General features: G+C 68.4%; 15 protein-coding genes. 10 read left to right on the top strand and 5 right to left on the bottom strand.

Features of this window, described 5'->3' with window-relative positions:
* Positions 1 to 105 precede the first annotated feature (105 nt).
* Together VGN58_RS08555 and fdhD are read left to right on the top strand one after the other, a co-directional pair.
* On the top strand, positions 106 to 2,412 hold the full coding sequence (locus VGN58_RS08555; protein WP_327482833.1) for an FdhF/YdeP family oxidoreductase: 2,307 nt from the start codon (positions 106 to 108) through the stop codon (positions 2,410 to 2,412).
* On the top strand, positions 2,396 to 3,217 hold the full coding sequence (fdhD, locus tag VGN58_RS08550) for a formate dehydrogenase accessory sulfurtransferase FdhD (RefSeq protein WP_414710774.1): 822 nt from the start codon (positions 2,396 to 2,398) through the stop codon (positions 3,215 to 3,217). Before VGN58_RS08555 ends, fdhD begins: the two co-directional genes overlap by 17 nt.
* On the opposite strand, the gene pdeM is transcribed toward fdhD, so the two are convergent.
* The 5 genes from pdeM to VGN58_RS08525 are packed head-to-tail and all read right to left on the bottom strand — an operon-like array spanning position 3,214 to position 10,030.
* Positions 3,214 to 3,867 (bottom strand): ligase-associated DNA damage response endonuclease PdeM, encoded by a 654-nt coding sequence (gene pdeM, locus VGN58_RS08545; protein WP_327482831.1) that lies wholly within the window; start codon positions 3,865 to 3,867, stop codon positions 3,214 to 3,216. The genes fdhD and pdeM overlap by 4 nt on opposite strands.
* Entirely contained in the window at positions 3,857 to 6,307 is a 2,451-nt protein-coding gene (locus VGN58_RS08540) for a ligase-associated DNA damage response DEXH box helicase (protein ID WP_327482830.1), read from the bottom strand. The genes pdeM and VGN58_RS08540 overlap by 11 nt, the downstream gene beginning before the upstream one ends.
* Entirely contained in the window at positions 6,304 to 7,896 is a 1,593-nt protein-coding gene (locus VGN58_RS08535) for an ATP-dependent DNA ligase (RefSeq protein WP_327482829.1), read from the bottom strand. Before VGN58_RS08535 ends, VGN58_RS08540 begins: the two co-directional genes overlap by 4 nt.
* Complete coding sequence (locus VGN58_RS08530) at positions 7,893 to 8,894, bottom strand: ligase-associated DNA damage response exonuclease (protein ID WP_327482828.1); 1,002 nt, start codon at positions 8,892 to 8,894, stop codon at positions 7,893 to 7,895. The genes VGN58_RS08535 and VGN58_RS08530 overlap by 4 nt, the downstream gene beginning before the upstream one ends.
* A gap of 50 nt (positions 8,895 to 8,944) precedes the next feature.
* Positions 8,945 to 10,030: a LacI family DNA-binding transcriptional regulator gene (locus VGN58_RS08525; RefSeq protein WP_327482827.1), complete on the bottom strand. Its 1,086-nt coding sequence runs from the start codon at positions 10,028 to 10,030 to the stop codon at positions 8,945 to 8,947.
* Positions 10,031 to 10,477: 447 nt separating this feature from the next.
* Between VGN58_RS08525 and VGN58_RS08520 the strand changes: the two genes are divergently transcribed.
* From VGN58_RS08520 to VGN58_RS08485, 8 genes are all read left to right on the top strand, one after another.
* Positions 10,478 to 13,618 (top strand): TonB-dependent receptor, encoded by a 3,141-nt coding sequence (locus tag VGN58_RS08520; RefSeq protein ID WP_327482826.1) that lies wholly within the window; start codon positions 10,478 to 10,480, stop codon positions 13,616 to 13,618.
* A gap of 152 nt (positions 13,619 to 13,770) precedes the next feature.
* Positions 13,771 to 14,526, top strand: coding sequence for a SapC family protein (locus tag VGN58_RS08515; protein ID WP_327484610.1), 756 nt, complete (start codon positions 13,771 to 13,773; stop codon positions 14,524 to 14,526).
* Between the two features lie 3 nt (positions 14,527 to 14,529).
* Entirely contained in the window at positions 14,530 to 15,549 is a 1,020-nt protein-coding gene (locus VGN58_RS08510; protein WP_327482825.1) for a cupin-like domain-containing protein, read from the top strand.
* Between the two features lie 14 nt (positions 15,550 to 15,563).
* Positions 15,564 to 17,093 (top strand): tryptophan halogenase family protein, encoded by a 1,530-nt coding sequence (locus VGN58_RS08505; protein ID WP_327482824.1) that lies wholly within the window; start codon positions 15,564 to 15,566, stop codon positions 17,091 to 17,093.
* 20 nt (positions 17,094 to 17,113) lie between these two features.
* Positions 17,114 to 17,812, top strand: coding sequence for a DUF6445 family protein (locus tag VGN58_RS08500; protein WP_327482823.1), 699 nt, complete (start codon positions 17,114 to 17,116; stop codon positions 17,810 to 17,812).
* Positions 17,813 to 18,040: 228 nt separating this feature from the next.
* Complete coding sequence (gene xylB, locus VGN58_RS08495) at positions 18,041 to 19,534, top strand: xylulokinase (RefSeq protein WP_327482822.1); 1,494 nt, start codon at positions 18,041 to 18,043, stop codon at positions 19,532 to 19,534.
* Positions 19,535 to 19,577: 43 nt separating this feature from the next.
* A complete protein-coding gene (gene xylA / locus VGN58_RS08490) occupies positions 19,578 to 20,912 on the top strand; it encodes a xylose isomerase (protein WP_327482821.1) in 1,335 nt (444 codons plus the stop codon).
* A 44-nt stretch (positions 20,913 to 20,956) separates the two neighbouring features.
* A complete protein-coding gene (locus tag VGN58_RS08485; RefSeq protein ID WP_327482820.1) occupies positions 20,957 to 22,369 on the top strand; it encodes a sugar porter family MFS transporter in 1,413 nt (470 codons plus the stop codon).
* Positions 22,370 to 22,372: the final 3 nt, after the last annotated feature.

Here is a 22,372-nt window from a genome sequence, read left to right as displayed (position 1 = left end):
GACCGGTTCACACGTAGGCGGACACATCGTGAAGGCACTTCGCACGATGCCTTCGGGTATCCTGCGGCGACCGCCACGAGGGCGTACGGATGACGGAATGTTCCGATGACTGAGCGCAAGATTCCGGGCATCGACGAGTACGACGGCGCCGCCGGTGGCTGGGGCGCGCTGGCCGCGGTCGCACGTGCCGTGCAGGGGCAGATGGCGGTCGGGCGAGAGACATCCGCGCTGCGTCGGGTCAACCAGCCCACCGGTTTCGATTGCCCGGGGTGTGCGTGGCCCGATCCGAAACACACCTCGTCCTTCGAGTTCTGCGAGAACGGTGCAAAGGCAGTGTCGTGGGAGGCGACCGGCAAGCGTGCGACACCGGACTTCTTCGCACGCCACACGCTGGCGGAACTGTGGGACTGGAGCGACCACGCGCTGGAGGACGAAGGCCGTCTCACCCATCCGATGGCCTACGACGCGGAGTCGGACCGCTACGTGCCGATCGGCTGGGACGAGGCGTTCGCGCGCATCGGCGAGGCACTGCGTGCGCTTCCGCATCCGGACATGGCCGAGTTCTACACCTCCGGCCGCACCTCGAACGAAGCCGCCTTCCTCTACCAGCTGATGGTGCGCGAATACGGCACCAACAACTTCCCCGACTGCTCGAACATGTGCCACGAGGCGACCAGCGTGGGGCTGCCCGAGTCCATCGGCGTGGGCAAGGGCACGGTGACACTGGACGATTTCGCCCATTGCGATCTGCTTTTCAGCTTCGGTCACAACCCAGGCACCAACCATCCGCGCATGCTCTCCACGCTGCGCGAGGTGTCCAGGCGCGGCGTTCCCATCGTCGCGGTGAATCCGCTTCGCGAGCGCGGACTGGAGCGCTTCACCTCGCCCCAGCATCCGGCCGAGATGCTGACCAACACCGCCACGCCAATCGCGCAGACCTACTACCAGGTGAAGATCGGCGGCGACCTCGCGCTCTTGAAGGGCATGATGAAGTGGTTGCTGCAGGCCGACGCCGACGACCTCGCCGCGGGCGGCGCGGGCGTGCTCGACCACGCCTTCATCGCCGAACACACCGAAGGTCTGGAAGCGCTGCGCGAGGACCTCGCGCGGACCTCGTGGGACGAGATCGTCGCGCGGTCCGGCCTGTCGCGGGACGACATCGCCGAGGCGGCCGGGCGCTACGCGAAGGCCGAGCGCGTGATCCTCTGCTACGGCATGGGCATGACCCAGCATCGCCGTGGCACGCAGAACGTGCAGCAGATGGCCAACCTGATGCTGTTGCGCGGGAACATCGGCAAGCCGGGGGCCGGCATCGCGCCCATCCGCGGGCACTCCAATGTGCAGGGCGACCGTACGGTCGGCATCACCGAGAAGCCGACGCAGGCGCTGGTGGATGCGATCCGTCGGCGTTACGGCTTCGAGTTCCCGCTCACCCACGGACACGACGCGGTGGAGGCGGTGCGCGCGATCCGCGATGGCCGCTCGCGTGCACTCGTATGCATGGGCGGTAACCTGGCCGTGGCGATGCCAGATCCGGACACCACGATCCCGGCGATGCGCAATCTGGACCTGGCCGTCCACATCGCCACCAAGTTGAACCGCTCGCACCTGATCCCCGCGCGGCAGGCCTTCCTGCTGCCCTGCCTGGGCCGTACCGAGCGCGACGTGCAGGCCAGCGGGCTGCAGTCCGTGACGGTGGAGGATTCGATGTCGATGGTGCACGCCTCGCAGGGCGGCCTGACGCCGGCATCCGAACACCTGCGATCCGAACCGGCCATCGTCGCCGGCATCGCCAAGGCGACGCTGCCGCAGACGAAGGTCGACTGGGACGGGCTGGTCGGCGACTACGACCGCATCCGCGACGACATCGAAGCGGTGTTTCCGATCTTCACCGACTTCAACCGCCGCGTACGCGAGCCGGGCGGTTTCCGCCTCTACATCGGCGCCTCCCAGCGCGACTGGGGACCGGCCGGCAAGGCGCGCTTCCTGGTGGCGCCCGGACTGGGCGAGGATCCGGATCCGGCAGGCGCGGACCTGCTGACGCTGACCACGGTCCGTTCGCACGACCAGTACAACACCACGATCTACGGCTTCGACGACCGTTATCGCGGCATCCGCGGCCGGCGCGATGTGGTCTTCCTCAATCGCGACGACATGCGGGAGCGTGGCGTGGCGCATGGCGATCCGATCGAGGTGGTATCGCACATTGCCGGCGACGACGCGACGCGCACGCTCTCGGGTTTCATCGCCGTCGAGTACGACCTGCCGCGCGGGTCGGCGGCGATGTACTACCCCGAAGGCAATCGCCTGGTGCCGCTCGACAGCCACGATCCGCAGTCGGGTACGCCGGCGTACAAGTCGATCCCGGTGCGGGTGCGCGGGCTGCGCATCGCGGATGGACATGCCGGCTGAGCGCATCGACGGCGTCGCCTGGCGCCAGGTCGTCGACATCACCGGCGGCATGGCCACGCGGCGTCAGGACCGGCTGGCCGAAGAGGTGCCGCTGGCGATCCATGTCGATGGCGAACCCTTGGCGGTGATGATGGTCTCGCCGTGCGACCTGGAGGATTTCGCGCGCGGATTCGCCCTGACGGAACTCGGGATCGCGGGCGACGATGTGGCCTCGATGGAGGTGCGGACGCTGCTCGAAGGCGTCCAGCTCGACCTCCGTACGCGCCATCCCCTCCCGACCAACGCTCCGGATCGGCAACGCGGACTGCCGGGCCGCAGCGGGTGCGGCATCTGCGGTCAGCGGAACCTGGAGGACGTGCTCAGGCAGCCGGCGCGCGTGGGGCAGGGTGCGGTACTCGGGGCGCCGGTACTCGACGCGGCACTCGCCGCGCTGGCATCGCACCAGCCCCTGAACCGCATCACCGGCGCCGTCCACGCCGCCGCCTGGGTGACGCTGGACGGCGTGCCGACCCTGGTCCGCGAAGACGTCGGTCGCCATAACGCCCTGGACAAGCTGATCGGTGCACTGGTGCGTCCGGAGTTCGATCCCGACACGGGCTTCGCGCTGATCACCAGCCGCGCCAGCTACGAGATGGTGGCGAAGGCCGCCGTCGCGGGCATACCGCTGCTGGCGGCCCTGTCCGCGCCGACGGCGCTGGCCGTCGATCTCGCGAACGCCTGCGGCATGACCCTGGTCGGGTTCGTGCGCGACGGGCGCCATGTCGTCTACAGCCACGCCCACCGCCTGCAGGCGGCGAGCCGCTAGGCGCGGATCGGCGGCAACGCGGCCACCAGGCCATCCAGGCAGGCCACGCAGCGGTCGCCTGCTGCGGTCAGGGGTTCGACGCCGCCGGTGAACCGGGAGAACGCGGGCAGGATCGTCGTCGCGGTACGCAACCAGAAGGCCGGCCAGCGGCCCGGCAAACCGGGAAACCGCACACGCGGATGCACATGACCGGCGATGACATGGCCGCTGCCCGCATCGGGAAGGTGGCGCAGCTCGAACGGCCCGCGCCGCAGGCCCTCCGGCACGATGTGCAGGTCCCAGTCCGCCGCCTGTCGCTGCAGGTGGCGGTCGTGGTTGCCGGCCACCACGGTGATGGCGAGGCCTGCATGATGCGCGCGCCACGCCCGCCAGTCCTCCTGCCACGCGCCACCGGACGCGGCGCCATGCAGGAAGTCGCCCAGCACGCACAGCTCGCGTGCGCCGGTGTCGGCCAGCACGCGTTGCAGGCGTTCGAGGTCCTCGCGCGTACCGCCGCGCGGAACGGCAATGCCACCGCGGCGCAGGGCTTCGCCCTTACCCAGGTGCAGGTCGGCGATCAGCAGCAGCGAGGCCGCCGGCCAGAACAGCGCCCGGTCGGCAAGCAGGTGCACGGATTCCCCCGCCAGGTCGAGAGCGAGGCTAGCCCGCATGCCGGCGCTCCAGCTGTTCGGCCGCGCGCCGCACGCGCGCCTGCCAGTCTTCCGTGCTCAGGTGGGCACGCATGCCGTCCGCCCACAAGGGAAAGCCCAGCGGCGTGAGGCTGGCCGGCGCCACGATATGCAGGCGCGCGTCGCGCAGGCGGCGCAACAGGTCGCCGAGGTCCGCGACCTGCAGGTCTTCCTCCAGCGCTTCGCGGCGTGCGAGCTGCAGCAGCAGGTGGTCCGGATCATGGCGCGACAGGACGTCGAACAGCAGCCCGCTCGAGGCCTGCAGCTGGCGCAGGCTGCGCGGCGTGCGCCCCGGCAGCGACGGCGGCAGCAGGCCGGCGACACGCGCGATGCCGCGGAACTGCCGGCGCGCCAGTTCGCCGAGGTTGGCGCCGTGGGCGAGGTCCTCCACCAGCCGCTCCTCCGTGAGCAACGCGCGCAGCGTGTCGGCCTCGAGCGTCAGCGGCCGTTGCGGCGACAGCATGAAGCCCAGGTCGTTGGCCGACAGCGAGAATGTATTGGGCTCGCGCTGACCGAGCCGCCATGCCAGCAGTGCCGCGAGGCCTTCGTGCGCGCGGCGGCCGGCGAACGGAAACACGAACAGGTGCTGGCCGTCGCGCCGGCGGACGACTTCCACCAGCAGGTCTCCGGCCGCCGGCACCCGGCTGAGCCGTGCCTGCACGGCAAGCAACGGCTGCAGTGCCCGCATCTCGGGGGAACGCCGGTCACCCGCCAGCGTCGCCTGTACATGGGCCGCCAGGCGCGACGACAGCGGCATCCGCCCGCCCATCCAGCGCGGCACGACGCCATCGCCCTGTTTGACCATGCGCACGTAGGCGGTCATGTCCTGCAGGCGCACGAGTTCGAGCAGGCGTCCGGCGAAGCGGAAGCGGTCGCCCGGCCGCAGGCGGCTCAGGAACGCCTCTTCCACCGTGCCCAGGCCGCCCCCCCGCAGGAATTTCACCGCGATGTTGCCGTCGCTGGCGATCGTGCCGATGGACAGACGATGGCGCAGCGCCACCGTGCGGTCGTGCACGCGATGCACGCCGTCGGCATCGCGCACGACGCGGCGGTATTCGGGATAGTGTTCCAGCGCGTCGCCGCCGCGCACGATGAAGTCCAGTACGCGCCGCCAGGTCGCCGCGTCGAGGGCGGAAAACGCGTCGGTGGCGCGGACCTCGCCGAACAGCTCGTCGTCGGTGAATCCGCCGCCGAGCGCGACGGTGACGCAGTGCTGCGCCAGCACGTCGAGCGGCAATCGCGGTGGATGCCGCGTCTCCACCTCGCCTTCGGCGATCGCCGTGCGGGTGGCGGCGTATTCGGCCAGCTCCAGCGCGTGCGTCGGCACGCACAGCACGTGGCCGGTCTCGCCCGGGCGATGCCGCGCACGGCCCGCCCGCTGCAGCAGGCGCGCCACGCCCTTGGGGCTGCCGATCTGGATCACCTGGTCGACCGAAGGAAAGTCCACGCCCAGATCGAGGCTGGAGGTGGCCACCACGCAGCGCAGCGTCGCATCGCGCAGGCCGGCCTCGGCCTGCTGGCGTACCGCCGGATCCAGCGAGCCGTGGTGCAGGGCCAGCGTGCCGGGATTTTCGGGCCACACCGCCGCCAGCGCCTGGTGCCACAACTCTGCATGCGCGCGCGTGTTGGTGAACAGCAGGGTGGTCCGCACCGCGAGCACGCGCGCCATGACGCCGGCCAGCTGGCTCAGGCCCAGGTGGCCGCTCCACGGGAACCGCACCATGTCCTCGGGCAGCAGCGTTTCCAGCGTCATCGGGCGGGGCCGGGCGGCCGATATCACCTGCGGTGGAACGCCCGGCGGCAGCAGGGCGCGGCAGGCATCGTCGAGATTTCCGAGGGTGGCGGAAAGTCCCCAGGTGCGCACGCGCGGCGACCAGCGGCGCAGACGGGCCAGCGCCAACTGCGTCTGCACGCCGCGCTTGCTGCCCATCAGCTCATGCCACTCGTCGACCACCACGCAGCGCAGGTCCGCGAACATCGGGGCGGTGTCGGGATGGCTCAGCAACAACGACAGCGATTCGGGTGTGGTCACCAGCACATCCAGCTTGCCCCCGCGTGCCAGCCGCTTGTCGCGAGCACTGGCATCGCCGGTGCGCTGCGCGACGTTCCAGGCCAGTCCCAGCGCCTGTGCAGTGTCGGCGAGCGCACGCGTCGTGTCGGACGCCAGGGCGCGCAGCGGCGTGATCCAGACCACCCGCAAAGCGCGCGCCGCATTGCGCTTGCGGCTGGCGGGCGAGGGCGGTTCGGCCAGTGCCTCCAGCAGGACGCCGCCGAAGGCTGCCAGCGTCTTGCCACTGCCGGTCGGCGTGTGGATCAGGCCCGATTCGCCGGCGAGGTAGTGCCGCCACGCCTGGCGCTGGAACGGCAGCGGTTTCCAGCCACGCGAGGCGAACCAGCCCTGCAGCCGCGCGAGCGGCGTCACCGCGCCAGCGCCTTCAGCGTCGCCAACCGGTCGGCCTCGGCCGCGGGCTTGTCGCGGCGCCAGCGCAGGATGCGCGGGAACCGCACCGCGACGCCCGATTTGTGGCGGCTGCTGACATTGACGCCTTCGAAACCAAGCTCGAACACCTGCTCGGCGACCACCGAGCGTACCGGCCCGAACCGCTCGCGCGTATGCGAGCGGATCCACTGGTCCAGCGCCAGGATCTCCTTGTCGTCGAGGCCGGAATACGCCTTCGCGACCGGGACCAGCTCGCCGTCCTCGTTCCAGACGCCGAACGTGTAATCGGTGTAGAGCGTGCTGCGGCGCCCGTGGCCGGCCTGCGCATACAGCAGCACCGCATCGAGGGTGAGCGGATCGATCTTCCACTTCCACCAGTCGCCGCGTCGGCGGCCGCTGCGGTAGGGCGAGTCGCGCCGTTTCAGCATCAGGCCTTCCACGCCGCGCCCGCGCGCGGTCTGGCGCAGCACGGCCGCTTCGTCCCATGTCGCGGCCGCGGTGTCGGGCGACAGCACCAGGCGCGGATCCGCGTGCGCACCCAGCAGATCTCGCAGGCGCTGTCGTCGCGCATGCAGCGGCCATTCCCGCAGGTCGTCCCCGTCCAGTTCCAGCAGGTCGTAGGCCAGCACCCGCGCCGGTGCCGCGGCCAGATGCCTGCTGCCCGGCCGTTTGCGCTGGATGCGCGTCTGCAGCGCCGAGAAGGGCAGCGGCGCGTCGCCGTCGTCCCACGCCAGCAGTTCGCCATCGATCACCGCATCCTGCGGCAGCGTGGCCGCCGCGGATTCGATCTCGGGAAAGCGGCCGTCCAGCCGCTCCTCGCCGCGCGACCACAGTGCCACTTCGCCGCGCCGGCGGATGATCTGCAGGCGGATGCCATCCCACTTCCATTCCAGCAGCCAGTCGCCGATGGCGCCGAGCTGCTCCGGCGCACTCTCCAGTGGCGAGGCGAGGAAGAACGGGTAGGGCTGTTCCCGGTCGCTGTCCTGTGCATCGGGCGACAGCAGCGAGGCGAGGAAGTCCGGCGTCGGGGGCCAGTCGCCGAGCATGCGCTGGGCGAGCAGGGCGATGGGAACTTGGGAGAGATCGGCGAGTGCCTGTTGCACCAGCCGCAGCGACACCCCGATGCGCAGCGCACCGGTCAACAGCTTGTTGAACACGAGGCGCTGGCCGTCGGGCAACTGCGTCCACGCGTCCACCACGGTGCGCCGTCTCGTTTCGGCGTCGGCCCCGGCCACGCGCAGCAGTCGCTGCTCGATCCAGACGTGCAGCGGGACCTCGGCATCCGGTGCAGTGCCTGGCGGCAACAACAGCGCCAGCGTCTCGGCGAGATCGCCCACGTGCGCATAGCTGTCGTCCACCAGCCATGCCGGTAATTCCGCGATTTCGCCGCACCAGGTGCGCAGCTCGCCGCTGCCGGCGATGCGGCGCAGCTTGTTGCCGGCGAGCAGCCACAGGGCCCACGCGGCATCGGCACGCGGAGCCTGGCGGACGTAGTCGGCGATGGCGGCGCGCTTGTCCAGCGTGCCCGTGCGGTGCTCGAGCACTTCGTACAGCGCGGCGAAGGCCTTCATTCCTCGCCACCGAAGTCGGTGGCGAATGCCTGCGCGTCCCGTCCGCGTTCGCGCAGGAAGCGGATCAGCGCATCGGTATTGCCGTGGGTGGCGATGATGCGGCGTGCGCCGGTCTGTTCGATGGTGTCGAGCAGGGCCGGCCAGTCGGCGTGGTCGGAAATGACGAAACCGCGATCGTAGTTGCGGCGCCGGCGGTTGCCGCGCAGGCGCATCCAGCCGGACGCGAAGCCGTGTTCCGCATCGCGGAAGCGGCGCGTCCACGTGGAACCGGCTGCGGACGGCGGCGCGATCACGAGGCGGCCGGCGTAATCCTTGCCTTTGGGCTGCTCGCCGACGGGTTCGGTGGCGATCAACGGCACGCCGGCGGCGCGATAGACCTGCACCCCGCTGTCCACCGCACCATGCACGTAGACAGGCGGTTCGTCGAAACGGGCCAGTTCGGCCAGGATGCGTTGCGCCTTGCCCAGCGCATAGGAGTACAGGATCGCCGCGCGTCCACGCGCCTCGCAGGCGCGCCGCCACTGCACGATGCGCGCCACTTCCGCCGGGGTATCGGGCCAGCGGTACACCGGCAGGCCGAAGGTCGCTTCGGTGATGAAGACATCGCACGGCACCACCTCGAACGGCGGGCAGGTGGGGTCGGCCTGGCGCTTGTAGTCGCCGGACGCGACCCACACCTGGCCACCCACTTCGATCCGGACCTGCGCCGATCCCAGCACATGGCCGGCAGGATGCAGGGAGACCGTGGCATCGCCCAGCCTGAAACGCTCGCCATAGGCGTGCGCGTGGAAGGTCTGCTCGCCCAGCCGCCAGCGCAGCACCGGCAGGCCGTCGGCGACGGCGTGATACACGCCCATGCCGTTGCGCGCATGGTCGCCATGCCCGTGCGTGATGACGGCGGTGGCGACCGGGCGCCAGGGATCGATGTGGAAATCGCCCGCCGGGCAGTACATGCCTTCGGGTCGCAGCACGATGAGATCACGGGGGGGCGCCGTCATGCCGACAGACTGCGTAATCCGGTGTACAAGGGCGGTGAAGTGAGGCCGTGCTAACGGCCCTTGTCGCCCGCCCCGGCTTCTTCCGCTGCCTTGTCCCTGACCGAGTCGCGTGCGACCAGCTGGTGCGGCACCACGTGGTTGACGATCACGCGCGGGGACGACGGCGTCCGACGGATCTCGCGCAGCAGGATGTCGATGGCGGCATCGGCCATGGCGGCGACCGGCTGGTGGATGGTGGTCAGTTCCGGCCACACCATGGTCGCCGCGGACGTGTCGTCGAAGCCGACCACCGAGAGGTCGCGCGGCACGTCAAGGCCGCGGCGATGCGCGACCGACACCACGGCCGACGCCATGTCGTCGTTGCTGGCGAAGATCGCGCTGGGAGGACGGCGCAACGCGAGCAGTTTTTCCGCCGCCTCCAGGCCGGAGCGGTAGGTGAAGTAGCCCGGCTGGACCAGCTTGTCGTCGTAGGCAATGCCCGCTTCGGCCAGCGCGTCGCGGTAGCCTTGCCAGCGGTGCGCGCTGGCGGTCTGGTTGGGATCGCCCTTGATGTAGCCGATACGCGTGTGGCCGCGCGATATCAGGTGCGACACCATGTCGTGGCTCGCGCGATGGTCATCGATGCGCACACAGGAGATGGTGTCGCTGAAGTGCCCCGAGGCGATGGATACCACCGGCACGCCCGCATGCCGGAACTCCGACACGATGGCCCTGGACTCGCAGAGCGGGGGAGGGAGGATGACGCCGGCCACGCTGTTGGCCAGTTGCCTGGCCGCCGCACGGCGACCCTCCGCATCCAGTCCGTCCCAGGTGGCGATCGCCAGTTGCGCCGCCGCCCGTGCCGAGCCCCGCAGCGCGCCCACCAGCAATTCGCGCAGGTAGCTTGAACTGGGATTGGTATAGATCAATGCGATGCAGGTGTGCTGCGCGGCCGCCAGCGAACTCGCGGCGAGATTGGGGCGGTACCCCAGTTCGCGCACGCTGCGCATGACGCGCTCGCGGTTGGCATCACGCACCCCCGCATGGCCGTTGACCACGCGCGAGACGGTCATCGGCGATACGCCGGCGTGCGCCGCCACCTCGTCGATGGTGACCGCACCCCCCTTCCTGCGCACGGCTTTGCTGTTCTTCTTCACGCAGTTACTTCCGTTGGTCCGAGTCCCGGTGTTGTAGCGAAATCTGTATTACTTGCGCGCTGGCGAGAAAAAGGGCGTTTTCACGAGCCTTCGCCGCCGAACGCTGCGTGCCGTGTCGACACCATGTGCGCTTTGTTGCGCTGCATGGTGACAAGCACGAACACGCGTGATTAGTCTGCGCTCCAACGCGATGGTAGCGCTACCACTCGATCACTGCCCACTGTGATCCGTGGTCGCATCCCCATCGCGTGATCGTCGTCTTACCACGCTTGAATCCGGAATGCGGAGCAGGGGCCTTCGGGGGCCCGCTTCCGTCCTCCGGCTGGAAGACGGGCACTGCCCGTGGGCGCCCCCGGGAGGGGCGGTACATCACATACGAACGTAGCGAGAGGGGAGATCCATGAACGCGTGCAGTTTCCGTACGACTCCAGACCTGAGGGCACGTCAATGAGCCGCAAGCTGGCGAAATTCAAATCGAGGGCCATGTTCACCTTCGTCGGAGGCGTGCTGGTCATCAATCCCGCCTTCGGCCAGGACGCGCCCGCACCGGCGCCGACCGCGCAGGAACAGACGCAATCCCAGCAGGCGACCGATCTGGACACGGTCGTGGTGACGGGCATCCGCAACAGCCTCAGCCAGGCGATGGACATCAAGCGGGACTCCGCGGGTGTGGTCGACGCGATCAGCGCCGAGGACATCGGCAAGTTCCCCGATACCAACCTCGCCGAATCGCTTCAGCGCATCACCGGCATCTCGATCGAGCGCCGCGATGGCGAGGGCGCGCAGGTCACCGCGCGCGGCTTCGGTCCGCAGTTCAACATGGTCACCCTCAACGGCCGCCAGATGCCGGGTGCGGATGCCTTCGGCGCCTCCGGCCAGGTCGCCATCGGTGGCGTGGACGGCGGCACCCGCGCGTTCAACTTCGCGCAGTTGGCCGCCGAGGCGATCAACGGCATCGAGGTCTACAAGACCAGCCAGTCCCAGGTACCCAGCGGCGGCATCGGCGCCACCATCAACATCCTGACGGCGCGGCCGTTCAACTACGACGGCTTCGTCGCCAACGCCGGCGCCAAGCTGGTCTCCGACCGCAGCCAGCCGTTCGAGAACGACCTGACGCCCGAGCTGTCCGGCATCTTCAGCTACACCAATCCCGACAAGACGTTCGGCGTCAGCCTCAGTGCGAGCAAGCAGGAGCGCAAAGGCGGCTCGGTGCAGGCCACCGAGAACTACTGGAACGTCCAGCCGTGGACCGGCACCATGCCGGGCAATCCGACGGTGGTGAATGCGCCCGGTGTCGGCGACCTGTACGCGCGTCCGAACGACCTGCGCTACGCCTTTTCCGAGTTCGAGCGCGATCGCGTCAACGGCCAGGCGGTGGTGCAGTTCGCACCCACCGACAGCCTCACGCTGACACTGGACTACACCTACTCGACCAACGAGATCACCGAGAATCGCGGTGAGCAGGCGATGTGGCTGCAGAACAGCAACTACACCGACGTGGAGTTCGACACCAGCGGCGCGGTGGCCACGCCCATCTACATCCGCGAAATCGCCGGCACCAAGGACTTCGGTCTCGAGCAGCAACGCAGCATGCAGAAGTACAAGCTGGGTTCGCTCGGCCTGAATGCGGTGTGGGACGTCAACGACCGCTTCCGCCTCAGCTTCGACGCGCACAACTCGAAGAACGAAAGCCGTCCGAACGATCCACTGACCGGCGGCGGCTCGATCTTCATGAGCATCGCCGGCACCAACAACTGCACCACCGGCCCGCACTGCGGCGGCACCTGGGTGCAGGAACTGCAGTTCAACAACGGCCTGCCGATCGGCACGCAGACGTGGTATCCGACCAACGCCGATGCGATCGCCGGGACCAACGGCGTAGTCAATCCGGGTTTCGTGGAAGGCGAGATCGGCTCCCAGGTGCTGCGCATCAACGCGCAGACCCAGGTCAGCGAGATCAAGCAGGGCCGCATCGACGGCGAGTGGAACTTCGACCAAGGCCGCTTCCAGTTCGGCGTGGACAGCGCCAAGTCGTCGACGCACCGGCTCCAGGCCGCGGAAAACTACTCGACCCTGGGCGACTGGGGCGTGGGCAACGTCAACGGCGACGTCGCCGACGGGCTGATGGACCTGATCCGTCCGTACGACATCGCCGGCCTGTTCAACGACTACAGCGTGCCGAGCAGCAACGGCGCCTGGCGCGGAAACGCCGCCGAGCTGGCCCAGTGGGCCGCCGACAACTACGGTGCCGGCATCGGCGTGAGTCCGCAGAACTCGGCCGACGACCGCGTTGAGGAGGACACCAAGTCCGCCTACGTGCAGGTGGAGTTCGAGGGCGAACTGGGCGGCATGCGGACCAATACGCGCGTCGGCGTGCGCTACGAGACGACCAAGGTGGTCTCGAACTCGGTCATCGCCATCCCCGAGGCCATCGAATGGTCGGCCAACAACGACTTCCGCATCGTGCTGTCCGACGAGAAGCAGCCGTTCACCGAAAGGGCCAGCTACAGCTACATCCTGCCCAACCTGGACTTCAGCATCGACTTCACGGATGAGCTGAAGGGCCGTGCCTCGTTCGGCAAGAGCATCGCGCGCGCGCCCTATGGCAACCTCTATGCCGGTCCCGGCACGGCACAGCAGCCGTTCGGTTCGGTGCTGCTGGATCCGTCGGTCCGTGCCAGCGGCAACGATCAGAATCCCATGCTGAAGCCGCTGGAGTCCGACAACCTGGACCTGGCGCTGGAGTGGTACTTCGCCGACGCCAGCTACCTGTCGGTGACGTACTGGAACAAGTCGGTCGCCAACTTCATCGGCAACGGCGTCTCCCAGCAATCGCTGTACGGCCTGACCGATCCGACCTCCGGTCCGGATGCGCAGGCGGCGCTGGCCTTCCTGCAGAGCGCAGCCTGCGCGGTGCAGGTGGGTCCGGCCAACGCCGCCGCGTGTTCGGGCAACGACACCTCGCTGTTCACCGCACTGGCGCTGTTGCGCAACGATCCCGCCGGGCTGGCGGCGTTCGACGGCACCGGCGCGCAGGCACTGGCGACCGAAGCGGCCTACAACCTGGTGGGCGAAGCGGACGATCCGCTCTATCTGTTCAACGTCAACCGTCCGGTCAACCAGAACCAGGCGAAGTTGAACGGCTGGGAGATCGGCGGCCAGTACTTCTTCGGCGACAGCGGCTTCGGCATCCTGGCCAATTACACGGTGGTCAATGGCGACGTCGGCTACGACAACGGCGGCGACCCGGGCATCGACCAGTTCGCGCTGACCGGCCTGAGCGACACGGCCAACGCGATGTTCATGTTCGAGAAGTACGGCTGGTCGGTGCGACTGGCATGGAACTGGCGCGACGAGTACCTGATCCTGGCCAACCAGGGCGCCAGCCGCAACCCGTACTACGTGGAAGAGTACGAGCAGTGGGACCTGAGCGTGAACTACACGCTCAACGACCACTGGTCGTTCGGGCTGGAAGCGATCAACCTGACGGGTGAGGACGTGCGCTGGCATGCACGCACCGACCAGATGATCGTCAAGCTGGCCGACCAGAGCCCGCGCTACATGGTGGGCGTGCGATACAAGTTCTGAGTTTGGCGACAGACGCCCTCTCCGGATGTCGCCGAGGGGACCGCTGCGCGAGCAGCGGTCCTTTTTTCGAGGCGCGCCGGCGTACTGGCACCGTGGAGTCGGCCTGGCGGTACCATGGCGACGCACGCCTGATGACGGAATTGGACAAGACGATGGGCCGTTACGAACTTCTCAACAACATCGCGCACCGCGACCTGCGCGTGGCGACCGCCTTCGGTCCCGAGTACGGCGACGACGTGGGCATGGTGCCGGCCTTCCCCAGCGAGTTCGCCGAGCTGCAGCGGGAGTACCCGATCTTCCTGCGCAAGGACGCCACGACCGGCGACTGGCAATCCGTCGTGCTGCTGGGTTTCGAGCAGCGCGAGAACCTCTTTCTGCAGGACGGCCGCTGGAATGCGGCATACCTGCCGGGCGCGGTCGCCAAGGGGCCGTTCCTGATCGGCTTCCAGGAACAGCGCATCGACGGCGAACTCATCCAGGAAGCGGTGATGCACGTGGATATCGACCATCCGCGCGTGAACGCCGCAGATGGCGAGCCGGTCTTCCTGCCGCAGGGCGGCAACAGCCCGTACCTGGAGCACATCGCGACCGTGTTGCGCGGCATCCGCGATGGCAGCGCCTACGGCACCGCGATGTTCGGCGCGTTCGACGCCCACGGCCTGATACAGCCGGTCAATCTCGACGTGCAGATCGACGAGCGTCATCGCGTGGTGGTCAACGGGCTGCACGGGATCGACCGCGAACGACTGGCGTCGCTGGAGGGGCCTGCGCTGCTCGAGCTCAACCGCGCCGGCTACCTGGAGGGCGCCTATCTGATGCTCGCATCGCTGCACAACATGCGTCGCCTGATGGCCGAGAAGCAGCGCCGCCTGCGCGCGCAGGACGCCGCCGCTGCCGGCAAGAACTGACCGATGGCGGACGGCACTCCGATGCGTGCGCTGGACGGCCTGGATGCGGACACCCTGCCGCTGGATGCGCTGCTGGCCGAGGGGAAGCCGGTGGTGCTGCGCGGCATCGCGCGCGATTGGGGCCTCGTGCAGGCAGGGGCGCGTTCCACGCAGGACGCCATGGCCTACCTGCGCGATTTCGATGCCGGTGCGCCGATCCAGTACTCGTTCGGAGAACCGGAGATCGCGGGACGTCCGTTCTACAACGACGACTTCACCCGCCTGAACTTCGAGGTCAGGCGCGGCGTGCTGGCGCAGGTGCTTGACGGGATCGCGCACCATCTGCAGGATGCCCGGCCGCCGACGTACTACGTCGCGTCGCTGCTGATCGATCGCGCGCTGCCCGGTTTTTCGCAGGCGAATGACCTGGGGTTGGCCGCACGCGGTATCGAAGCGCCACCGAGCATCTGGATCGGCAATCGCGTCGTGGCGTCCTGCCATTTCGACGCACCCGACAACCTGGCGTGCTGTGCGGTGGGCAGGCGCCAGTTCACCCTGTTTCCGCCGGATCAGATCGAAAACCTGTACCCCGGCCCGTTCGAGCCCACGCCGGGCGGACAGGTCGTCAGCGTGGTCGATTTCGACCAGCCGGACTTCGACCGCCACCCGCGGTTCCGCCTGGCGCTGGAGCATGCGCAGACTGCGCTGCTCGAGCCCGGCGACGCCATCTTCATCCCCAGCATGTGGTGGCACCACGTGCGCAGCCTCGAGCCGTTCAACGTGCTGGTGAACTACTGGTGGCGCCGGTCGCCGGCGTTCCTGTCCTCGCCGTTGCCCGCGCTGCATCACGCACTGTGGACGCTCCGCGACCTGCCCGCAGCCGAAAAGCAGGCGTGGGCGAAGATATTCGACTACTACGTGTTCGGTCCCGGCGAGCGGGCAGGGGAACACCTGCCCGAACCGGCCCGCGACCTGCTCGCACCGATCGATGAAACACAGGCACGGCGCATCCGCGCCATGCTGCTTGGCCGACTCAACCGCTGACGGGAGCACTTGCCTTGGACGCTACGACGACACCCGAAGGATACATCCGCAAGGTCGTCATCGCCGGCGGCGGCACGGCCGGCTGGCTTGCCGGCTGCGCGCTGGCGCACCAGTTCCGCGACCGGCTCGAGATCACCCTGGTCGAATCGGAACAGATCGGCACCGTGGGGGTCGGCGAGTCCACCGTGCCCCCGATCCGCACGTTCCACCGCTTCCTGCAGATCGACGAGCAGGAATTCCTGCGCGCCGTTGCCGGCACGTTCAAGCTCTCCATCTCGTTCGAGAACTGGCGGCGTCCCGGCGAGCGCTACATCCATCCCTTCGGCATCACCGGGCAGGGCACGTGGGCGGTGGCGTTCCATCATCTATGGCTGGACAGCCTGCGGCGCGGCATGACGTCGGAACTGGGCGATTTCTGCCTGGAAACGCTCGCCTCGCGCGGCGACCAGTTCTCGCTGCAGACGCAGCCGCAGGTCAACTACGCCTACCACTTCGATGCGGGGCTGTACGCGAAATTCCTGCGCCGCATCGCCGAAGGACATGGACTGCGGCGCGTTGAGGGCAAGATCCGCGAGGTGCGCCAGCACGCGCACGACGGCGCCGTGCAGGCGATCGTGCTGGAGGACGGCCAGGTCATCGAGGGCGACCTGTTCATCGACTGCACCGGCTTCCGCGGGCTGCTGATCGAACAGACGCTGCACACCGGCTACGAGGACTGGAACGAGTGGCTGCCCAGCGACCGCGCCGTCGCCGTGCAGACCGAATCGGTCGGGCCGCCCGTGCCGTATACCCGCGCGATCGCGCACGAGGCCGGCTGGCGCTGGCATATCCCGCTGCAGCACCGGGTGGGCTGCGGGTTGGTGTTCTCCAGCCGGTACATGTCCGACGACGAGGCGCGCGCGAAGCTGCTGCGCGATGTGGGGGCTCCCGCGCTGCGCGATCCGTGGCTGGTGCCGTTCCGCACCGGGCGCCGGTTGAAAGCATGGAACAAGAACGTGGTGTCGCTGGGCCTGGCCAGCGGCTTCATCGAGCCGCTGGAATCGACCAGCATCCACCTGACGATCAGCGCAGTGGTGCGGCTGGTGCAACTGTTTCCGTTCGACGGCATCGCCTCGTCGCTGGCGGACCTGTACAACGAGGTCAGCCGCGCGGAAATGGAGCACGTGCGCGATTTCATCATCCTGCATTACCACGCCACCCAGCGCGACGAGCCGATGTGGAAGGCCTGCCGCGAGATGGCACTGCCGGACTCGCTGGAAATCCGCTTGCGCGCCTGGCGCGAGCGTGCGCATGCGTGGCAGGACCCGGATGAACTGTTCCGCGTGGATTCCTGGACCCACGTGCTGCTCGGCCAGGGCATCCAGCCCGGAGCGCCTCATCCGCTTGCGCGCGCCCTGGCGGATGAGGACCTGCGTACGCTGTTGAACTCGATCCGGCAGCCGATCGAGCGCGCCGTGGCGCACATGCCTTCGCAGCAGGCCTTCATCGACCGCTACTGCAAGGCCGCGCCGGAAGTGTGGCCGTCCCGCGCCGTGACCGCGTAGGGGGCGGGGAGCGCTCACGCATGCTGATCACGCCGCATCCGAACATCCGGACCCGCCGCCGCGTGGTCGGCCACGAGGGCGCGCCGCTGCTGGTGATCGACGACGTGCTGGTCGATCCCGAGCGCATGCTGCGCAAGGCGGCGAGCCGTCCTTTCGAGAAGATGCCGACCCTGTTTCCCGGCCTCCGTGCGCCTGCACCGCTGTCCTACCAGTCGTTCCTGGAGGCGCTGTTGAATCCGCTACTGCGCGAGACGTTCGATCTGGAGCCGGGTCGCTTCGCGTTCCCGATGTGCCACTTCTCGCTGGTGACGCAGCCACCGGAGACACTGCAGTTCCTGCAGCGGGTGCCGCATATCGACTCCGTCAGCGCGCAGGGCCTGGCCACGGTGCACTACCTGTTCCGCGGCGGCTGGGGTGGTACGGACTTCTACCGGCATCGACGCACGGGCTTCGAGTACATCGACGAAAGCCGGCATGCGGCGTACTTCGACTGCCTGTCGCGGCAGCGCCGCGAAGCGTCGGCGGACGTCAGCGGCTACATCGATGGCGATACGCCGCTGTACGAGCGCATCGCCGGCGTGGAGGGCGTGTTCAACCGGCTTGTCGTTTACCGGCGCAACGCGCTGCATTCGGGGCGGATCGACAACGGCCGGCCATTGCCTGCCGATCCGTTGCAGGGTCGCCTGTCGATCAACGCGTTCATCGATGTCGCACGGTGAGTCCGGCGTCGCCCGCGTCGGCGGCAGCAGGTATCGGACCAGCGCAAGTCCTTGCCTGGGAATGGTTTTTGCGGCGCAGCAGGCTTTTTCTCCGGCTGCTGGTTACAGTGCGCCATCGCGGCCGCCGAGCACCATGGCCGTGCGGAAGAAGGGAGCGGAAGGGCGGTTCCCTTTTTTTGGAATCCGAAATGGTAGCGCTAACTTTTCGTGGATCGGAGGCGGTGGTCGATGGGTTTTGTCGCCGGGATTGATGCAGGCACGCAGAGCGTGAAGGTGGTGGTGTACGACCCCGCCACGCGCGTCGTCGTCGCCGCCGCCAGCGAACCGCTGGAGCTGATCGGTCGCGACGATGGCAGCCGCGAGCAGCACCCCGCCGACTGGGTCGCTGCGATGCAGGCCTGCTTCGCGCGCGTGGCTCCTGCAGTGCGTGCGCGCATCGATGCGCTGGCGGTGTCGGGCCAGCAGCACGGGTTCGTGCCGGTGGATGCGTCGGGCCAGGTGCTGGCTCCGGCGAAGCTGTGGTGCGACACCAGCACCACCGCCGAGTGCGGGCAGATCATGGACGCGGTGGGCGGCCCGACTGCGACGATCGCGCTGGCCGGCAACCCGATCCTGGCCGGCTATACGGCGTCCAAGCTGCCGTGGACCCGGACGCACCGGCCCGACGCCTATGCGCGGCTGGCGACGATCCTGCTGCCGCACGACTACCTCAACTTCGTGCTGACCGGCCAGCGCTTCTGCGAGTGGGGCGATGCCTCCGGCACCGGCTGGCTCGACGTGCGCACGCGCACGTGGTCGAAGGAACTCCTGCGCGCCACCGATGCGGACCGTGATCTTGCCGACTGCCTGCCGCCGATCGCCGCGCCCGATGCGCTGTTCGACATCGATCCGGCTGCGGCCTCGCAGTTGGGCCTGCCCGCGACGGTGAAGGTCGCCGTGGGCGGCGGCGACAACATGATGGCCGCCATCGGCACCGGCTGCGTGAAAGAGGGCCGGCTGGCGATGAGCCTGGGCACCTCCGGCACGCTGTTCGCCTATTCCGATACCCCGGTGGTCGATGCGGAAGGCGCATGGGCTGCGTTCTGTTCCTCCACCGGCGGCTGGCTGCCGCTGGTCTGCACGATGAACTGCACCGTCGCCACCGAACAGGTGGCCAAGGCCTTCGGCTTCAGCACGCGCGACGGCGATGCGCACCTGCAGGCGACGCCGCCGGGCGCCGACGGGCTGGTGATGCTGCCGTTCCTCAACGGCGAACGCACGCCCGATCTGCCGCGCGGCAAGGGCGTGCTGGCCGGGCTGGACACGACCAACATGACGCCGGCGCACGTCTACCGCGCGGCGATGGAAGGCGCCACCTACAGCCTGAAGTACGGCTACGACGCGTTCGTCCGTGCCGGGATGCGCTTCGAGCGCATCGTGCTGACCGGCGGGGGCAGCAACAGTGCGGCGTGGCGCCAGTTGGTCGCCGACGTGTTCGGACTGCCCGTCGATGTGCCCGCACAGGCTGAAGGCGCTGCGCTCGGCGCGGCACTGCAGGCGCTGTGGGCGCGCGGTCGTGCGCGAGGCGAGGGCGCGTCCGTCGCCGATATCACGCGCCAGCACGTTGCGATCGATCCCGCGCTGTCCGCCACGCCGGACGCGGCGCGCGTGCCGGCCTACGCGGCGGCTTACCAGCGCTTTCTCCAGTATCTCGACGCCGTCTCGCCGCTGCAGCGCGGCTGACGTTTCCCCCAGACACCACGCATAACCACAGGACCCTCGCATCATGAGCACCCAGCCCTTCATCGGCGCCAAGGAATACTTCCCCGGCATCGGCCGCATCCCGTTCGAGGGTCGCGGCTCGGACAACCCGCTGGCCTTCAAGGTCTATGACGCGCAGAAGAAGATCGGTGGCAAGACCATGCAGGAGCACCTGCGCTTCGCGGTCTGCTACTGGCACACCTTCTGCAACGCCGGCCACGACCCGTTCGGGCCGGGCACGCGCCACTTCCCGTGGGAAGCCGGCTCGCCGATGGCGACCGCCGAGGCCAAGGTCGATGCGGCGTTCGAATTCTTCACCAAGCTCGGCGTGCCGTACTGGTGCTTCCACGACATCGACCTGGCGCCGGACGCGGACGACATCGGCCAGTACGAGAGGAACCTGAAGCACATGGTGGGCCTGGCCAAGGCGCGCCAGGACGCCACCGGCATCAAGCTGCTGTGGGGCACGGCCAACCTGTTCTCGCATCCGCGCTACATGAACGGTGCCTCCACCAACCCCGACTTCGCCGTGGTCGCGCGTGCGGCGGTACAGGTGAAGGCCGCACTCGATGCCACCGTCGAACTGGGCGGCGAGCATTACGTGTTCTGGGGCGGCCGCGAGGGCTATGCCTCGCTGGTCAATACGAACATGAAGCGCGAGGTCGAGCACTTCGCCCGCTTCCTGACGATGGCGCGCGACTACGGACGCAGCATCGGGCTGAAGGGCAATTTCCTGATCGAGCCCAAGCCGATGGAGCCGATGAAGCACCAGTACGACTTCGACAGCGCCACCGTGGCCGGCTTCCTGAAGGAGCACGGTCTGGCGAAGGACTTCAAGCTCAACATCGAGGCCAACCATGCCACGCTGTCGGGCCATACGTTCGAGCACGACCTGCAGGTGGCCTCCGACCATGGCCTGCTGGGCAGCATCGACGCCAACCGCGGCAATGCGCAGAACGGCTGGGATACCGACCAGTTCCCGACCGACCTGTACGACACCGTCGGCGCGATGCTGGTGGTGCTGCGCCAGGGCGGCCTGGAGGGCGGCCTGAACTTCGACGCCAAGGTGCGCCGCGAGTCGACCGACCTGGAAGACCTGTTCATCGCGCATATCGGCGGCATGGATGCGTTCGCGCGCGGGCTGGAGGTCGCGCACGCACTGCTGACCGAGTCGCCGTGGGAACAGTGGCGCGCCGAGCGCTATGCCAGCTTCGACAGCGGCAAGGGCAAGGACTTCGAGAACGGCGCACTGGGACTGGCCGAGCTGGCCGCGCTGGCGGCCGGGCAGGGCGAGCCGAAGCAGATCAGCGGCAAGCAGGAGCGCTTCGAGAACCTGCTCAACCAGTACCTGCTGCGCTGAACGCGCCGCGCATCGAGACACCGGGATCGGGGAGGGGGAAGGCGATGAACCAGGCAATGACCGGGGGAGAGAACACCAGGCTGATCATCCTGATCAGTCTGGTGGCGACGATCGGCGGCTTCCTGTTCGGCTTCGACAGCGGGGTCATCAACGGCACCGTGGACGGGCTGAAGGCGGCGTTCGGATCCGATGCGGCGGTGACCGGCTTCAACGTGGCCTCCATGCTGCTGGGCTGCGCGGTTGGCGCCTGGTTCGCGGGTACGCTGGCCGACCGCTACGGCCGGCGGACGATGCTGCTGTGGTCGGCGGTGTTCTTCCTCGTGTCCGCGTGGGGCTCGGGCATCGCGACCTCGTCGGCGGAGTTCGTGGTGTACCGGATCATCGGCGGATTCGCCGTCGGCGCCGCCAGTGTCATGTCGCCGGCCTACATCAGCGAGGTCTCGCCGGCGCGCTACCGCGGGCGTCTTGCCACGGTGCAGCAGATCGCGATCATCTCCGGCCTGTTCGCGGCGTTCCTCAGCAACTATGTCCTGGCCAAGTTCGCCAGTTCGTCGCTGGCGCCGCTGTGGCTGGGGTACGAAGCGTGGCGCTGGATGTTCTGGGTGGAGATCCTGCCGGCGGCGCTGTTCCTGGTGGCGCTGCTGTTCATTCCGGAGAGTCCGCGGTACCTGGCCGCCAAGGGCAGGAAGGAGCCGGCGCTGGTCGTGCTGAAGCGGCTCTACGGCGAGGCGGCCGGTGCGCGCAAGCTCGCCGAAATCGATGCCTCGCTCGCGTCGGATCACCATGCGCCGCGGCTGTCCGACCTGATCAGCAAGGCCACCGGCAAGGTGCGGCCCATCGTGTGGGTGGGCATCGGCCTGGCCACGTTCCAGCAACTGGTCGGCATCAACGTGGTGTTCTATTACGGCGCGGTGCTGTGGCAGGCCGTAGGCTTCTCCGAGAACGATGCGCTGCTGATCAATGTCATCTCCGGTGCGTTGAGCATCGGCGCCTGCATCGTGTCGATGCTGCTGGTCGATCGCATCGGCCGCAAGCCGCTGCTGTGGACGGGGTCGGCCGGCATGGCGGCGACGCTGGGGCTGGTGGCGTTCGCGTTCGCCAGCGGCACGCTGGATGCGGGCGGCAAGCTGCAACTGTCCGACAGCATGGGCGTGCTGGCGCTGGTGGCGGCCAACCTCTACGTGGTGTTCTTCAACCTGTCCTGGGGCCCGGTGATGTGGGTGATGCTGGGCGAGATGTTCCCCAACCAGATCCGCGGTTCCGGCCTGGCGGTGGCCGGGCTGGCGCAATGGGGCGCCAACTTCCTGATCACCTGGACCTTCCCCATGCTGCTGACCGGCATCGGCCTGGCCGGCGCCTACGGCCTGTACACGCTCGCGGCTGCGATCTCGGTGGTCTTCGTGCTGAAGTATGTGCACGAGACCAAGGGTCGTGAACTGGAGCAGATGGAAGGATGAAGA

The sequence above is a fragment of the Pseudoxanthomonas sp. genome, assembly GCF_035999195.1.
Taxonomy (GTDB): domain Bacteria; phylum Pseudomonadota; class Gammaproteobacteria; order Xanthomonadales; family Xanthomonadaceae; genus Pseudoxanthomonas_A.
The sequence above is the reverse complement of the archived record's forward strand: the minus strand, read 5'-3'. Positions and strand labels throughout refer to the sequence as shown.

What these genes read in the sequence shown, in the direction of transcription:
- VGN58_RS08535 (WP_327482829.1), bottom strand. Translation starts at nt 7,896, where the DNA reads ATGAAGGCCTTCGCCGCGCTGTACGAAGTGCTCGAGCACCGCACGGGC.
- VGN58_RS08520 (WP_327482826.1), top strand. Translation starts at nt 10,478, where the DNA reads ATGAGCCGCAAGCTGGCGAAATTCAAATCGAGGGCCATGTTCACCTTC.
- VGN58_RS08500 (WP_327482823.1), top strand. Translation starts at nt 17,114, where the DNA reads ATGCTGATCACGCCGCATCCGAACATCCGGACCCGCCGCCGCGTGGTC.
- xylB (WP_327482822.1), top strand. Translation starts at nt 18,041, where the DNA reads ATGGGTTTTGTCGCCGGGATTGATGCAGGCACGCAGAGCGTGAAGGTG.
- VGN58_RS08515 (WP_327484610.1), top strand. Translation starts at nt 13,771, where the DNA reads ATGGGCCGTTACGAACTTCTCAACAACATCGCGCACCGCGACCTGCGC.
- VGN58_RS08485 (WP_327482820.1), top strand. Translation starts at nt 20,957, where the DNA reads ATGAACCAGGCAATGACCGGGGGAGAGAACACCAGGCTGATCATCCTG.
- VGN58_RS08510 (WP_327482825.1), top strand. Translation starts at nt 14,530, where the DNA reads ATGGCGGACGGCACTCCGATGCGTGCGCTGGACGGCCTGGATGCGGAC.
- VGN58_RS08555 (WP_327482833.1), top strand. Translation starts at nt 106, where the DNA reads ATGACTGAGCGCAAGATTCCGGGCATCGACGAGTACGACGGCGCCGCC.
- VGN58_RS08530 (WP_327482828.1), bottom strand. Translation starts at nt 8,894, where the DNA reads ATGACGGCGCCCCCCCGTGATCTCATCGTGCTGCGACCCGAAGGCATG.
- xylA (WP_327482821.1), top strand. Translation starts at nt 19,578, where the DNA reads ATGAGCACCCAGCCCTTCATCGGCGCCAAGGAATACTTCCCCGGCATC.
- fdhD (WP_414710774.1), top strand. Translation starts at nt 2,396, where the DNA reads ATGGACATGCCGGCTGAGCGCATCGACGGCGTCGCCTGGCGCCAGGTC.
- pdeM (WP_327482831.1), bottom strand. Translation starts at nt 3,867, where the DNA reads ATGCGGGCTAGCCTCGCTCTCGACCTGGCGGGGGAATCCGTGCACCTG.